This is a genomic window from Streptococcus sp. oral taxon 071 str. 73H25AP, from assembly GCF_000146755.1.
In the GTDB taxonomy this organism is placed as follows: Bacteria; Bacillota; Bacilli; order Lactobacillales; family Streptococcaceae; genus Streptococcus; species Streptococcus oralis_T.
In genome coordinates this window covers 265866-280891 of record NZ_GL397254.1, presented here as the reverse complement: position 1 = coordinate 280891, position 15026 = coordinate 265866, and the positions used below count along the sequence as shown (strand labels likewise).

Sequence of the window (15026 nt, the reverse complement as noted above, 5' to 3'; positions counted from 1 at the left end):
AAATATATTTTTAGCAAATAAAAAAGTGGGGATAATGATAATCCTCACTTTTTTATTTGAAACTTGACCGTACTATCCTTCAAATAGATTACTTTCAAATAAATCATTTATCGGCAACCAATGAGTTCTATCATTAGTATCTTCTTTCCAGATTGTGTTGTTGAATAGTAAACCAGTGATTTCACCGTCTCTATCAATTAACGGGCGTACAAAGGCAAATTTTGCTCCATTTGGATTCGTTAGGTTATTCTCAGACCACTCACGAATTGCCTTAAATTTAGCTTCTGAATAAATATCAATATTCTGCTTATTGCCACCCTTTGTCTCAATAACATAAGTTATACCATCAGTACCAAGAAAAATGTAATCAGGGAAAAAGCCTTCCTTCTTTTGTCCATATGCTACCGAGAAATACTTATCTCCTCTATCTTTACTTCTATACCACCATTGAACTTTATCACTTTTCTCTAACCATTCTTCAAAAGCTTTCTCAGGTTTTGAAGTCTGAACCCAATTATTAGTTCCATAACCTTTGTAAACATTTTTTGAGAACACAACTCCTGATTCGTTTTTCAAGGCTTTATACATTTCATATTTGGGTAACTCAAATGGTTTGAGATCTAATTCTGAATGGCTAATGCCATATTCTAAAGACAACTGCTTATTAAACAGCCCATTTGCATCTGCATTCTTAGCAGTATCTCGAATTAGCTTATAATTATTAATAACAAAAGCCCTAATTTCAGAAGGTTTTAAACTTAAAAATCTCTTATTTGGTTCCTCGCTACGATTTGAGAATAATTCTAATAGAATATTTTTTACGTCTTTCGAATCATCACGATACAAATATTTTTGGATTGCTTGTTCAGCATTCAATAAGTCTAAACTATTATCTCTAACACTTACAGGCATTTCAACATCATATGAATGAAGAGTCTCGGTAATAATATCTCGTTCTAATTTATCAGACTTAACTAATTTCTGATGTACTGTTGTACCAAAAATATAACCAAAACTCTCTAATTTTTCACGGTTTTGCTTCCCATTTTGTTCAACTAAACCATATTCTTTTTTAAACTGACTTCTTAGAGCTTGGATAACTTCACTATTAGTTAAACCAGCTCGTGAGTTAGGCTTAACAGATGTTAGTTGAAAATCAGGAGCTTCTTCATGTAGTTCGTATGTAGCAATATAAGAAGCCGCCCCATTTTGTAATACCTCCAATATATACTTCTGATCGTTCGAGTATATAAATGCATTGTCTAACAAAGTATTATCATAATGTTTTTGCTCTGGCATTCTACGAATTCTACCAATTGTTTGTAGAGTAAAACTTGGTTCAGTATTAAGTCGTAATTTTACTAGTATTTTAGCACGAGGGGCATCCCAACCTGTAGAAACTGCCTGCTTCATTAACAAATAATTAACCGGATTATCTACTTTTTCAATATCAGATATATTAATTTTTTCATTTGCTAACCACGTTGCAACTTCTCCATCTCGCTGACCAATTTCAGATAAATACTCCCTCACCTGTTTGATAAGAATGTTACGTTCTTCCTTATTTGATTTTTTCTCATCTGGAAATTGTATTAAAACTAAAGGATTGACAGATAACCCTAATTTCTCATATTCAATTTTAATTTGACGACGTTTATCGTCTGCCAAATCCAGGAAATATTGAACCATATTGTCAACAACGTCTCCATCTACTCCATCTGGATTAAGTTCAACGTTGCGAACAATTAAACCTTGAGAAATTACATCTTCGTCATTGACTTGAACATTATCATAATCGGATGATTGTGACTTAGGAGTTGCTGATGCTCTTATGATTTTATGTGGAGTAAATTTATCAATAATCCACTGTGCATTTTCAGTTTGATTTCTATGTTCCTCATCTACTATTACTACGAATTCCAATCCTCTATGCTTAGCATTTTTAATAATATCATCAAGAGACTTAGTATCTCCTCCTCTAAGAGCTATCACTTTATCATTTTTTACACGCTCCCAGTTTAAAAAAGTTGCTGTATTGGCCTGAAAACCACTTGTTAAAGATTCATCAAGTGATAAAGACTTTACAAACTTACCACAGTCTTTAGATTTATTCCATGATTGTTCTTCTAATTCTCCATTTCCTGGAGTCAACCAAACGAAAACATAATCTCTATAATTAGGATTATACTCTATGATTCTGTCCATTAAGTTAATGAGCATTATCGTTTTTCCTGATCCTGTAGGAGCATAAAAAACAATTGTTTGCTTTTTAGAATAGAAAAATTTATCTTGTAATGTTTGAACTGCTTGTTCTTGAAAAGGGAATAATTTCATTATAAGCCTGCCTCTCTCATCTCACTTGCAAAATAATATTCTGGTACATCTATCAGCTCGATATTCTCATATCTTTGTTTATCCTCTTTATCCATTAAAGCGTGTGAATGCTGGCGAACATAAACTGTCTTAATACCTGACAGATCGAGGTTTCGTATTTCTGATAAGGTGAATGCTACTGCTTTATCACTTTCTTCTAAATCAATCGCATGTTCTAACTCAATCAAAGTCTTAACATTATTGAGGAGTGAATATTCTAAATCATCATCGTCTTTGTTTATAAATTTAGTTTTAAAATACTTTAGATTATGTGGTAAATCTTTTTGTATGTTTAACAATCTTTTATATGTTACTTCTTCACATATATTATTCTCATTATTTGTGCATAGAATATACTTTCGTTTCCCACCATCTTCGTTATTCAATTGAGCAACAGCATGCCCAGTTGTCCCGGACCCAGCGAAAAAATCTAAAATTGTTATATCACGTCTGTCATTCAATGTAAGCAACAACTTAATTAATCCCACATTCTTTGGATAATCGAAAGGTGATTTCCCATCAAATAAACTTGCTAATTGACGCTTAGCTGATGTCGTCTTTAAATCTATCTCATACATTTCTTTTTTGTTATCAATAATCGCTTCGTATTTCCTATTGATTAGCAGATTTTTAATACGAATAGTACTTCTAAAATTTTTCTCATAAATCTTATCTTCAGTAAAATCTAGCGCCCGTTTTTTTAGTAGTTCCTCCATTTTTTTCTGCGTATAAGTGTTTTCAACAAAACTATTTTCTCTATAACTTATATATCTTTTGAAGCCTTCTCTTAATAAATTATTATCTATCAAATCAATACTATCTTCTTTTATAAAACGATAGTCATAGTCTTTTTTTTTGAAATATAAGGAGTAATGTTTATCTGACTCAAAATCAGATACAATATTATTAAAGTCATTTTGTCCTACAATGACTCTTCTACCACTACTATGAACATATCTTCCTTCTTCGTCTAGTCTCATATCCGACGAAGCCTTAGGTATATTCTCAACAAAATAAGCTTTTTCGCTATTTTTTGCATAAGAAATACAATACTCACTGGTAACTGAAGCAAAATTAGAATTTTTCCGACCTTTTGGATTGTTTTCGACAATAAATTGAGTAAGAAAATTATTTTCTCCAAACACCTCATTACATAACAACTTTAATTGTGCCTGTTCATTGTCGTCGATAGATATAAATATAACACCTGTTTCCGAAAGTAGATTTTTAGCAATTTCTAATCTTTTATTCATGAAACTTAGCCATTTAGAATGAGAATATACGTCTTTTTTATCAATAATTTTGTCGTTATAAACAAAATCTTTTTTACCTGTGTTATATGGAGGATCAATATAGATAACATCTATTCTTCCCGCATGTGTTTTTTCTAGCAAATGCAAACTATGAAGATTATCACCTTCTAGTAAAAAGTTATAATTCTCCGAATCTATATTTTCTACTATTTTTTTTGTCTCATCTTCTAAAAAAACAGGTATTTTAGTTTTCATTTCTTCTTCAACTAATTCAGCATGTTCTTCCCATACTAGTCCATAACGTTTAGAATCAACCAGCTCAATAAGTTTCTCTAATTTAGGAATATCTTCTAATTTTGAATCTCTCCTAGCTTGTTCCATTAAAGTTCTTATATAATTAAGTGCTTCTTCTTTCTCGCTTTGATGCGGACGTTCGTTAAATTGTTCAGGCTTCATAATTACCACCAATCTCTAATTTTTGAAAGGAATAAGTTATTAACATTTCTATTGTATCATATTTACTTATTTTTTAGATTCACTTGTATATCTTACTCTAAAATATCACTCACCAAAAAACAGCTCAATATCCTCCTTTTTTGAAAAGTCTAAACGATAGCATTTTAATTTCTCTTTTACTAGTGTTTGAATTTCTTTTTTAATTGTATCTATATCAGTTTTACTATCATAATTTTTTATATTCTTCATTAGTGTTTCTCCTCTAATTTACTGTACTATACCTATTACATAACTTTTAAAATATAAAACTATATTTGTTCCATTTTTATCTTGAACTACAAAGATAATCAACTAATTATTGGTATAACAGAAGCAAAAAAGCTTACGAGTTCTTTTATTCAACTCCTGATTTTTTTGTAGAGGGCATCTAAATACATCAGGAAAACCTTGTTTTCAAGGCTTTTTGCTTTTTATCTAGTCTTTTTCATAATATATTTTCGTACAGGTACTTCAACCATTTGAACGATTTCGAATCCTTCTTTTTGGTAAAGATTGTAAGCTGTTTGATTTGCCTCGTAGACATTTAGAGAAATAGTATCTATGTCTTCATTTTCAAAGGCCAAACTAACAAATTTCCTTAAAGCCTGGCTACCTAAGCCTTGCCCCTGTTTCTGGGGGTTGATAAAAAATCTCCCGATATGAAGAGTCTTGTCTTCTAGCCTGATTTTCTGGATAAGCCCCACAAACTCTTGTCCATCAAAGATTGAAAAGATTCCTTCCAAATCTTGCAAGACTTGAATTGTCAAGGGAAAAGGAATCATTGGTCCCATCCATTGTTCTTGAAAGGATTTGCCAAGGGAGTTGGACCATTGGCATACGAATTGAGCGTTTTCTATACTTACTTTTTCTTCAAAACGAATTGTCATCTTGACCTCACCATCTTATCTGTGTTTCTCCATTATACTACTTCTTCCATTTTTTACGAATAGATAAGTATGATTGATTTTTATTTTTTTCTTGTCGGGTGCATTCTCGCTTCTTTCTTGGGTTTGGTCATTGACCGTTTCCCAGAGCAATCCATTATTCGACCAGCTAGCCACTGCGATTCCTGTCAGACTCGCTTGCGTTCGCTAGATTTGATTCCTATCCTTTCGCAGGTAGTTAATTGTTTTCGCTGTCGCTACTGCAAGGCTCGCTATCCATTCTGGTATGCCCTCTTTGAATTGGGCTTGGGATGCCTCTTTCTGTCTTGGTCTTGGGGCTTTCTTTCCTTGGGTCAAGTCATCCTAATCACTGCTGGTTTGACCTTGGGCATCTACGACTTTCGCCATCAGGAATATCCTTTACTAGTCTGGATGACTTTTCATATAATCCTCATAGCTTTCTGTGGTTGGAGTCTGGTTATGGTCTTCTTCCTTGTTCTCGGAATTATGGCCCATTTTATCGACATTCGTATAGGAGCAGGTGATTTTCTCTTTCTATCATCTTGTGCGCTCGTCTTTAGTGTAACAGAGTTACTGATCTTGATTCAGTTTGCTTCGGCGACGGGGATTCTGGCCTTTCTCCTACAAAGGAAAAAGGAAAGACTGCCCTTTGTGCCTTTCCTCTTACTAGCTGCTTGTTTGATTATTTTTTGTAAGCTACTGCTTGTTTGATAAAGTCCTGAATCGGCTCTCCTTGGTGGAGAGCTTTTACAATTTTCGAACCAACGATAACACCATCTGACACTGCATTGAAGCGTTCTACATCGGCTTGACTAGATACGCCAAATCCTGTCAATACTGGAATGTCAGCCACTTGATGCAATTGTGCCAAGTGCTTGTCCAAGTCTGCACGGTAATTGCCTGATTTCCCTGTCACCCCATTGATGGCAACAGCATAGACAAAGCCTTCTGCCCCTTCAATCAATTCTTTCTGACGCTCAATCCCTGTTGTCAAACTAACTAGGGGAATCAAAGCGATATCTGTACCCACCAAAAAGGGCTCTACAAAGTTGGCATGTTCATGAGGCAGGTCTGGGATAATCAAGCCCTTAACCGCTGTATCTGCCAAATCTTTGACAAAATTCTCCACACCGTACTGAAAGAGGGGGTTAAAGTAGGTCATGATGACAAGTGGTACTTCTGTTTCAATGGTTTTCAAGGTTTCAACCAAAGCTTGTGTCGAAGTACCATGAGCTAGACTGCGCAAGCCAGCTTCTTCGATAACAGGTCCATCTGCAACAGGGTCTGAAAAGGGAATACCCACTTCAATGGCAGAAACGCCCAAATCTTCTAAAAAGTGGATTGTTTCTCCTAGTCCATCCAAACCTTTCTCATGGTCTCCAGCCATGATATAGGGAACGAAAATTCCCTTTCCAGCTGCTTTTATGGCCTTTAATTTTTCTGTTAGTGTCTTAGGCATGAGCTTCTCCCTTCTTTGCTGCATCTGCTTCCAAGCGGTCTTTGACTTGAACCACATCCTTGTCCCCACGACCTGATAGACAGACAATCATAGACTTGTCTGGTCCGAGTTCTTTGGCCAATTTCACTGCAAAAGCGATAGCATGGCTAGATTCCAAGGCTGGGATAATCCCTTCCACACGAGACAAGAGTTGGAAACCTTCCAAGGCTTCCTCGTCTGTCACAGGGACATAGCTGGCACGTTTGATATCGTGGTAGTGAGAATGCTCTGGACCGATACCAGGATAATCCAATCCTGCTGAGATAGAGAAGGCTTCAAGAATTTGACCATGAGCATCTTGGAGTACATCCATGAGGGAACCGTGAAGGACCCCTGGACGACCCTTGGTCAGGGTAGCTGCATGGTGCTCTGTATCCACACCAAGTCCTGCCGCTTCAGCTCCATACATGGCTACAGACTCATCTTCTACAAATGGATGGAAGAGCCCGATGGCATTAGAACCACCACCAACACAGGCTACTAGGGCATCTGGAAGGTCTTGACCTGTCAAATCACGGTACTGTTGCTTAGCTTCTCGACCGATGACACTTTGGAAGTCTCGAACGATTTCTGGGAAAGGATGAGGCCCCAAGGCAGAACCAAGTATATAGTGGGTATCATCGATATTAGCCACCCATGAACGAAGGGCTGCATTGACCGCATCCTTGAGCACGCGCGAACCATCTGTCACAGCCTCGACCTTGGCTCCCAAAAGTTCCATACGGAAAACATTGAGGGCTTGGCGTTTAACATCTTCCTCACCCATGTAGATGGTACATTCCATGTTAAAGAGGGCTGCAGCTGTTGCAGTTGCCACACCGTGCTGACCAGCACCTGTTTCTGCGATAATTTTCTTTTTACCCATACGTTTAGCCAGAAGAACTTGTCCCAAGGCATTGTTAATCTTGTGGGCCCCTGTATGGTTGAGATCTTCCCGTTTGAGGTAAATCTTGGCTCCGCCGATATGCTGGGTCAAGTTTTTTGCATAGTAAAGAGGAGTTTCACGTCCTACATACTGGCGTAAAAGTTGGTTTAATTCCTCTTGGAAACTTGGGTCTGCCTGACTTTCACGATAAGCCTCTTCTAATTCCAATACTGCTGTCATCAATGTTTCTGGGACAAAACGTCCACCGAATTTCCCGTAAAATCCATCTTTATTTGGTTCTTGATATGCCATGCTTTACCCTCTCTATAAATCTTCTAATCTTTTCATGATCTTTTTGTCCATCCGTCTCCACTCCACTCGATACATCGACTGCATAGGGAGTAAAGTGTTGAATTGCTTTTACTACATTGTCTTCATTAAGCCCACCTGCGATAAAGAAGGTCTGAGCTAGTCCAGCCGTATCCAGTTGACCCCAGTCAAATGTCTGACCACTTCCTGCCACAGGAGCATCAAAGAGTAGATAATCTGCACGAGAATTGGGCACATGTCCATTTCTATCCACCTGCACCGCCTGAATGCTGGCACAAGGTAAATCCTCAAACAAATCATCCCCTACCTGACCATGAACTTGTACCAAGTCCAAGCCAACTTTGTCAATCGCTTTTAGCAGTTCTGCTCGACTTGGTGAAACAAATACACCAACCTTTTTAACGTTGACAGGAATGAGCTTTGCCAGCTCAGCAGCCTGTTCCAAGGTCACCTGTCTTTTACTAGGTGCAAAGACAAAACCGATGTAGTCCGCCCCTGCTGATACAGCTGTCTCTACTGCTTCTTTAGTCGATAATCCGCAAATTTTAACCTTTGTCAATCTGCAACTCCTTGATTCTCTGGGCTACATCTTCAGCCTGCATGAGAGCTGTCCCTACTAAAATTCCATTAAAGTATGGTGCTACTCGTTCCGCATCCTGCCTTGTGAAAATAGCAGATTCAGATATGTACAAGCAATCATCTTTGAAGTGTTTAGCCAAGTCTACACTGGTCTGCAATTCAACCTCAAAGGTAGTCAAATTGCGGTTGTTAACTCCGATAATCTGAGCACCAAGTCTGTGGGCTACTTCTAGTTCAGCTAGATTGTGGGTTTCCACCAAGACTTCCAGACCAAGCTCTGTTGCGTAGTCATACAGTTCCTTGAGACGTTCTTCTGACAAGGCGGCCACAATGAGCAGGATGACTGTTGCACCTGCATTGCGAGCGCGGACGATTTGCTTTTCGTCGATGATAAAGTCCTTGTTGAGCGTCGGAATCTCCACCTGACTGGAAATCTCCCGTAGATAATCCAAATGCCCTTTAAAGAAAATATCATCTGTCAAAACTGAAATCATCACTGCACCATTCACTTCATAAGTCTGGGCCTGTTGCGCAATATCCACATCGAGATTAATATCTCCCAGACTAGGGCTAGCTTTCTTGACCTCAGCGATTACCTGCAAACGGTCACGGTGATTCTTCAAAAATTCTGCTAAGCGATAGGTCTGGTGCAAGGGCTGGACTTCCTCCAGCTCCATCTGCTCGACCTCACGCGCCTTCTGCTCTAAGATTCGTGCTAAAAATTCCTGACTCATTTTTGGTACTCCTGTAACAGTCTAAGTTTTTCAAGGGCCTTGCCACTAGCAATCACTTGACGGGCCAAGGAAACTCCTTCCTTGATACTAGCTACCTTACCATTAGCATAGAAACCAAGACCAGCATTTAGAACTGTCGTTTCCAAGAATGGGCTTGGTTCGTTTTTAAGAACGCTAAGCAAAATTTCTGCATTTTCCTGAGCATTGCCACCACGGATATCTTCGATAGCATAGCGTCCCATCCCCAAATCCTCTGGATCAAAGCTTGACAAGGTGATTTCGCCATTTTCAAGAAGGGCAATATTGGTTGTTCCGTTCAAGCCAGCTTCATCAAGCCCTTCTGGTCCAGCAACCACGATGGCACGTTTGCGACCCATATTTTTCAATACCTGAGCTGTACTTTCTAGAAGGTCTGGACGACTAATCCCAAGAAGCTGTGTTTCCAAGGCCATTGGGTGAATCAGGGGACCAGTCAAGTTCATAATCGTTGGAATTCCCAACTCCAAACGAGCTGGCATGATGTATTTCATAGCTGGGTGCATATTTTTAGCAAAGAGAAATACGATTCCAGTTTTATCGAAAACCTTACCTAGTTCAGCTGGTTTGAGGTCTAGATTGATACCCAAGGCTTGAAGGACATCTGCCGAACCCGATTTAGAAGAAATCGAGCGGTTACCATGCTTAGCCATATGAACACCGCCACCAGCCAAGACAAAGGCTGCAGTTGTGGAGATGTTAAAGCTGAAGGACTTATCCCCACCTGTACCGCAGTTGTCCATAGCATCATGGATTTCAGTTGGAATGTGTTGAGCATGTCCTCGCATGACTTGGGCAATAGCTGTACGTTCTTCAGGTGTTTCCCCCTTCATCTTAAGTGCCAAGAGGAGAGAAGCAATCTGCGCTTCAGTGACACGTCCAGTAACGATACGCTCAATGACATCCGTCATTTCCACACCTGATAAATTTTCAAATTTTGCTAGTTTTTCAATAATCTCTTTCATCCTGGTTTCCTCACTTTACAACCTTCTCGATAAAATTCCGAATAGAAGACAAGCCATCTGGCGTTCCGATACTCTCTGGATGGTACTGGAAGCCATAAATTGGAAGGTTTTTGTGTTGAATTCCCATGATAGCTTGATCATCAGTCGAACGAGCTGTCACTTCAAAGTCCCCAGGCATTTCTTCAATTAAAATACTATGGTAACGCATAACCGGACGACCATCCTCGATGCCTTGATAGAGAACAGAAGGCGCTTCAAAGCTGATATGGCTCTGTTTCCCATGCATGACTTTTGGAGCCAAACCTAGCTTCCCACCAAAGACTTCTGCGATGGCTTGATGACCCAAACAAATCCCTAAAATCGGCTTCTTACCAGCAAAATCACGAATCATGTCTTCCATCTTTCCAGCATCAACTGGCCAACCGGGACCAGGAGAAAAGACCAGACCATCTGCTTTTTCAGCTTCTTCATACAGCTTAGGATCATCATTTCTCAAGACCTGCACTTCTGCAAAATTCCCGATGTATTGGGCTAAGTTATAGGTAAAGGAATCATAGTTGTCAATCAATAAAATCATGGTCTTAGCTCTCCAATTCTAGTCATAGATTTTGCTTTGTTAATGGTTTCTTGGTATTCGTTTTGGGCGATGGAGTCATAGACAATCCCTGCCCCAGCCTGCACATAAGCTGTTTGATTTTTAAGAATCATAGTTCGGATGGCAATGGCAAAGTCCATATCACCTGTCGCAGACAAGTAGCCGATTGCTCCTGCGTATACGCCCCGTTTTTCTGTTTCCAGTTCATAAATGCGTCTCATAGCTCGAATCTTTGGTGCTCCAGAAACAGTTCCAGCTGGAAGTGTAGCTTTCAAGGCATCCATGGCAGTGAGTTCTGGAAGCAAACGACCCTTGACCACACTGGTCAAATGCATGACGTAGCGGAAGAGCTCCACTTCCATATACTTGGTAACTTGGACACTTGCCGTTTCAGAGATGCGACCAATATCATTACGTCCCAAGTCTACCAACATCTGATGTTCTGCTGTTTCCTTCTCATCAGAAAGCAGGTCTGTCGCCAAGGCCTTGTCCTCTTCATCCGTAGCTCCTCTTGGTCGTGTACCGGCAATCGGATTGGTTGTCACGATGCCGTTTTTGACAGAAACCAAATTTTCTGGACTAGCACCAATGATTTGATAATCTCCAAAGTCATAGAAATAAAGGTAATTAGAAGGATTGGTCACGCGGAGATTTCTGTAGAAGTCAAATGGATTTCCAGTAACTTCTGCTGAGAAACGTTGACTGAGCACGCATTGGAACATATCGCCATTACGAATCAAGTCACGAGCTGTTTCGACCATTTGCTCAAACTTCTGAGGAGCGATATGGGGTTTGAAATCGAGCGGAGATAAATCCAAATCTTCAAATTCATTTGAAACAGGAATGCGTAATTCCTCCAGCACTTGCTTCAAGGCTTCTTCCAAATCTTCTTGACTGCGATCACCATAGAGAGCATCCTCGATGACATGGATTTTTTCCTTCTTGTGGTCAAAGACCATGTAGCTCTCATAGACAAAGAAATGCATGTCTGGCGTCCCAATCGTATCTTGAGGGATTTGTCCAATTTCTTCATATAGAGAAATCATATCGTAACCCACAAAGCCAATGGATCCCCCACCAAAAGGGAGGTCTGAATGGTGCTGGCTCTTATGAGTCACTTCATAAAGAAAATCCAAGGGATCACGATCAATCACTTGTCCATTTTGATAAAGGACTCCATTTTCAAACTGAATCTCAAAAACTGGATTATAGGCTAGGATAGAAAAACGAGCGGTTTCCTTGTCTCTCGGAATACTTTCTAGGATCACCTTGTGTTGCCCCTTTAGGCGCATATAAGCCAAGATTGGTGATAAGACATCTCCATGAATGATTCGTTCCATTGTAATTTCCCTTTCAGTTCTAATTCTAGTCCGTGGCGACTGTATGAAAAATCCCCACGCAAAATAACTTGCGTGAGGACGAAATTCGCGGTGCCACCTCAATTATAGGATTTCTCCTATCTCTCATTCCTGTCTCAGAACCTTCCTGTAACAGGCTGTGCGATAAAGGGCACTCCCTTGAGAATTATGTTTTCTTCTCTCGTTTCAGATGGACCCAACCTTACAGCTTTCTCTGCTTGTTTCCAGCAACCACAAGCTCTCTGTGAAAGAAATAACTGTAATTTTTCCATCTCTTATTTTTTAGCTTCTAGGTAGTCTGCAATCGCAGCTACGTCCTTATCTCCACGACCAGAGACATTGATGATGATAATCTCATCTTTACTTAGTTTCGGTGCACGTTTAACTGCTTCTGCGATGGCATGCGAACTTTCAATCGCTGGGATAATCCCTTCTGTCTTGCTGAGAAGGAGCAAGGCTTGAACAGCTTCTTCGTCTGTCGCAGCCACATATTCCACGCGACCTGAATCTTTAAAGTAGGCGTGTTCTGGACCAACGCCTGGATAGTCCAAACCAGCTGAAATAGAGTAAACTGGGGCTAGCTCTCCATCTTCCTTAAAGACTGCATAGGTCTTCATCCCGTCGACAATTCCAACACTACCTTTTGTCATAGTGGCTGCATGCTTGTCTGTATCCAGTCCGTGACCGGCAGCTTCTACTCCTACCAATTTGACTTCTTCATCAGCCACATACTGCGAAAAAGCACCGATGGCATTTGAACCACCACCTACACAGGCAATGACGTAGTCTGGTAAACGGCCTTCTTTTTCTAAAATTTGACGACGAGATTCTTCACTGATGACCTTTTGGAATTCATGAACAATTGTAGGATAAGGATGAGGACCTACAGCAGATCCCAACACATAGAAGGCTTCAAGATCATTCATCCATGCTCCAAAGGCTGCATCAACCGCATCCTTGAGAGTTCGTGTTCCCGTTTCAACCGCGTGAACAGTTGCTCCCAACATCTCCATGCGGAAAACATTGAGGCGTTGACGTTCCACATCTTCTGCCCCCATGTAGACATCACAAGCCATACCAAACTTGGCTGCAGCCGCTGCAGTCGCAACCCCGTGTTGACCAGCTCCTGTTTCCGCGATCACTCGTTTTTTGCCCATACGTTTGGCAAGAAGAATTTGTCCTAAAACGTTGTTAAGCTTGTGAGAACCAAGGTGATTCAGGTCTTCGCGCTTGAGATAAATCTTAGCCCCACCTAGGTGGTCTGTTAAACTTTCCGCAAAATAGAGCGGTGTTTCGCGACCGGAATAGTCCTTCAAGTAATGGCGAAATTCAGCCAAAAACTCTGGATCATCCTTGTACTTATCAAATGTCACTTCCAACTCATCCAACAAAGCCTGAATCGGCTCCGGTACAAAACTACCACCAAATTGTCCAAAATAACCTTTAGTTGTCATAAATTTTTCCTCTTTCAGTATTGATTTAAAGATATGAAAAAAGCCCACACACAGAAAACAATCTGTGTGAGGGCGTTGGTAACGCGGTGCCACCTCAATTGTAAAGGGACTATCCCACTTTACATCTCTGCCTTGTCTAACAACAAGTTGCACTATAAGGTGTGCGCACCGAATTTTCATTGTTTCAAATTCATTTTTAAAATCAGCCCACTTTCACTACTTCCAACCACCTGTTCACAATCACCACAGGCTCCCTGAAGATCGAATATAGTTACTTTTCTGATTTATTGAGAATATTATATGTTATTCTTCTATCTTTGTCAAGATTTTTTTATGATTTTTTTCCTGGACCGAGTATTTCTTCGGAAATTCTCACCAAAGTCTGAACGATATAATCAACCTCATCATCGCTTAATTTCGTGTGAAGAGGGAGCGTAATTTCATTTTCAAAGAAGGCATAGGCTCTTGGATAATCTGCCATATCAAAACCAAGATTTTTATAGGCTGTCAAGAGAGGAAGCGGTTTGTAGTGTACATTACTTGCAATTCCTGCTTTGGCCAATTCTTGGATAATACGATTACGCTCTTCTAGACTAGCACCTTCTACATGGGTGATGTAGAGGTGACGACAAGATTCGACAGTATCAGTCTTGTGTGCCAGTGGGTGAATACGAGTACCCGCAAAGCCACGATTATAGCTATCCACGATGTCCTTACGACGTTGTAGCAAACCAGGGTAACGATCCAATTGTACCAAACCTATCGAAGCCATGATATCCGTCATGTTGCACTTATAGGCTGGTGTTACGATATCGTACTCCCATGAACCCAATTGCATCTTAGCAAGAGCATCCTTAGTCTGACCATGAAGGGAAAGGATTTGGAATTCCTTGTACATTTCTTCGTCGTCAATCGCTGGATTGGCCTTCCAAGTCGCACTTCCTCCCTCAGCCGTTGTAAAGTTTTTAACGGCATGGAATGAGAAGGAAGTAAAGTCAGCGATAGAGCCAGCAGGGTGTCCTTTATAAGTTGATCCCAAAGCATGGGCACTATCAGAGACAAGCACAATACGGTTAAAGACCTTTTGCCACTTACTTGAAGCAGTAAAGAGATCGCGTTTCTTCTCCACAATTTGGAACAAACGGTCATAGTTGCAAACAATCCCTGCAAGGTCTACTGGGATGATGACCTTAGTTTTCTCAGTGATAGCTTGCTCAAGAAGGTCATAGTCCATCTCAAACGTATCTGCTTGGATATCCACCATGACAGGTGTTGCTCCTACGTGTGTGATCACACTACATGAAGCTGTGTAAGTCATAGCTGGAACGATGACTTCATCACCAGGTCCCACTTCCAACACACGTAAAATCAACTCAAGAGCGGCTGTCGCAGAGTTGAGGCAGACAGTCTTAGGCGTCTGTGTGTATTGGGACAAGCGACGCTCCAGTTCTTTTGTCTTCGGACCTGTTGTGATCCAACCAGAACGTAGGGTATCTGCTACTTCAGCAATTTCAGCTTCCGTAATATCAGGTGGTGAAAATGGAATATTGTAATTTGGCATTGATTTGCTCCTTTTATCTGTACTC

The 15026-nt window shown here is 40.2% G+C and carries 14 protein-coding genes and 1 other annotated feature; of the genes, 1 reads left to right on the top strand and 13 read right to left on the bottom strand.

Features of this window, described 5'->3' with window-relative positions:
- Positions 1–72 precede the first annotated feature (72 nt).
- The 4 genes from HMPREF9189_RS03685 to HMPREF9189_RS03675 all read right to left on the bottom strand — a co-directional run bounded on the left by HMPREF9189_RS03685 (position 73) and on the right by HMPREF9189_RS03675 (position 5008).
- Positions 73–2334, bottom strand: coding sequence for a DEAD/DEAH box helicase (locus tag HMPREF9189_RS03685; protein ID WP_000765492.1), 2262 nt, complete (start codon positions 2332–2334; stop codon positions 73–75).
- Complete coding sequence (locus tag HMPREF9189_RS03680; protein ID WP_000801901.1) at positions 2334–4082, bottom strand: site-specific DNA-methyltransferase; 1749 nt, start codon at positions 4080–4082, stop codon at positions 2334–2336. The genes HMPREF9189_RS03685 and HMPREF9189_RS03680 overlap by 1 nt, the downstream gene beginning before the upstream one ends.
- A 105-nt stretch (positions 4083–4187) precedes the next feature.
- Positions 4188–4331: a hypothetical protein gene (locus tag HMPREF9189_RS12395; protein WP_009755243.1), complete on the bottom strand. Its 144-nt coding sequence runs from the start codon at positions 4329–4331 to the stop codon at positions 4188–4190.
- A gap of 221 nt (positions 4332–4552) precedes the next feature.
- On the bottom strand, positions 4553–5008 hold the full coding sequence (locus HMPREF9189_RS03675) for a GNAT family N-acetyltransferase (RefSeq protein ID WP_000155397.1): 456 nt from the start codon (positions 5006–5008) through the stop codon (positions 4553–4555).
- Between the two features lie 69 nt (positions 5009–5077).
- On the opposite strand from HMPREF9189_RS03675, the gene HMPREF9189_RS03670 reads away from it, so the two are divergent.
- On the top strand, positions 5078–5737 hold the full coding sequence (locus HMPREF9189_RS03670) for an A24 family peptidase (RefSeq protein ID WP_000564990.1): 660 nt from the start codon (positions 5078–5080) through the stop codon (positions 5735–5737).
- Here the strand turns inward: HMPREF9189_RS03670 and trpA are convergent.
- The 9 genes from trpA to HMPREF9189_RS03620 form a co-directional block, all read right to left on the bottom strand.
- Entirely contained in the window at positions 5709–6485 is a 777-nt protein-coding gene (gene trpA / locus HMPREF9189_RS03665) for a tryptophan synthase subunit alpha (protein WP_001126988.1), read from the bottom strand. The genes HMPREF9189_RS03670 and trpA overlap by 29 nt on opposite strands.
- Positions 6478–7701, bottom strand: coding sequence for a tryptophan synthase subunit beta (trpB, locus tag HMPREF9189_RS03660; protein WP_000331253.1), 1224 nt, complete (start codon positions 7699–7701; stop codon positions 6478–6480). Before trpB (HMPREF9189_RS03660) ends, trpA begins: the two co-directional genes overlap by 8 nt.
- On the bottom strand, positions 7679–8278 hold the full coding sequence (locus HMPREF9189_RS03655; protein ID WP_000169918.1) for a phosphoribosylanthranilate isomerase: 600 nt from the start codon (positions 8276–8278) through the stop codon (positions 7679–7681). Before HMPREF9189_RS03655 ends, trpB (HMPREF9189_RS03660) begins: the two co-directional genes overlap by 23 nt.
- Positions 8265–9032 carry an indole-3-glycerol phosphate synthase TrpC gene (gene trpC, locus HMPREF9189_RS03650; protein ID WP_000076528.1) on the bottom strand — a complete coding sequence of 256 codons (768 nt, stop codon included), beginning with the start codon at positions 9030–9032 and terminating at the stop codon, positions 8265–8267. Before trpC ends, HMPREF9189_RS03655 begins: the two co-directional genes overlap by 14 nt.
- Positions 9029–10033: an anthranilate phosphoribosyltransferase gene (gene trpD, locus HMPREF9189_RS03645; protein ID WP_000658713.1), complete on the bottom strand. Its 1005-nt coding sequence runs from the start codon at positions 10031–10033 to the stop codon at positions 9029–9031. Before trpD ends, trpC begins: the two co-directional genes overlap by 4 nt.
- Positions 10034–10043: 10 nt before the next feature.
- Positions 10044–10610 (bottom strand): aminodeoxychorismate/anthranilate synthase component II, encoded by a 567-nt coding sequence (locus HMPREF9189_RS03640; protein WP_000601902.1) that lies wholly within the window; start codon positions 10608–10610, stop codon positions 10044–10046.
- Complete coding sequence (gene trpE / locus HMPREF9189_RS03635; protein ID WP_000439669.1) at positions 10607–11968, bottom strand: anthranilate synthase component I; 1362 nt, start codon at positions 11966–11968, stop codon at positions 10607–10609. Before trpE ends, HMPREF9189_RS03640 begins: the two co-directional genes overlap by 4 nt.
- 71 nt (positions 11969–12039) lie before the next feature.
- Positions 12040–12271: a binding site (T-box leader), on the bottom strand.
- Positions 12262–13440: a tryptophan synthase subunit beta gene (gene trpB, locus HMPREF9189_RS03625; protein ID WP_000208436.1), complete on the bottom strand. Its 1179-nt coding sequence runs from the start codon at positions 13438–13440 to the stop codon at positions 12262–12264. Its footprint overlaps the feature before it by 10 nt.
- Positions 13441–13771: 331 nt before the next feature.
- A complete protein-coding gene (locus HMPREF9189_RS03620; RefSeq protein ID WP_001134510.1) occupies positions 13772–15001 on the bottom strand; it encodes a DegT/DnrJ/EryC1/StrS aminotransferase family protein in 1230 nt (409 codons plus the stop codon).
- Between the last annotated feature and the right edge of the window lie 25 nt (positions 15002–15026).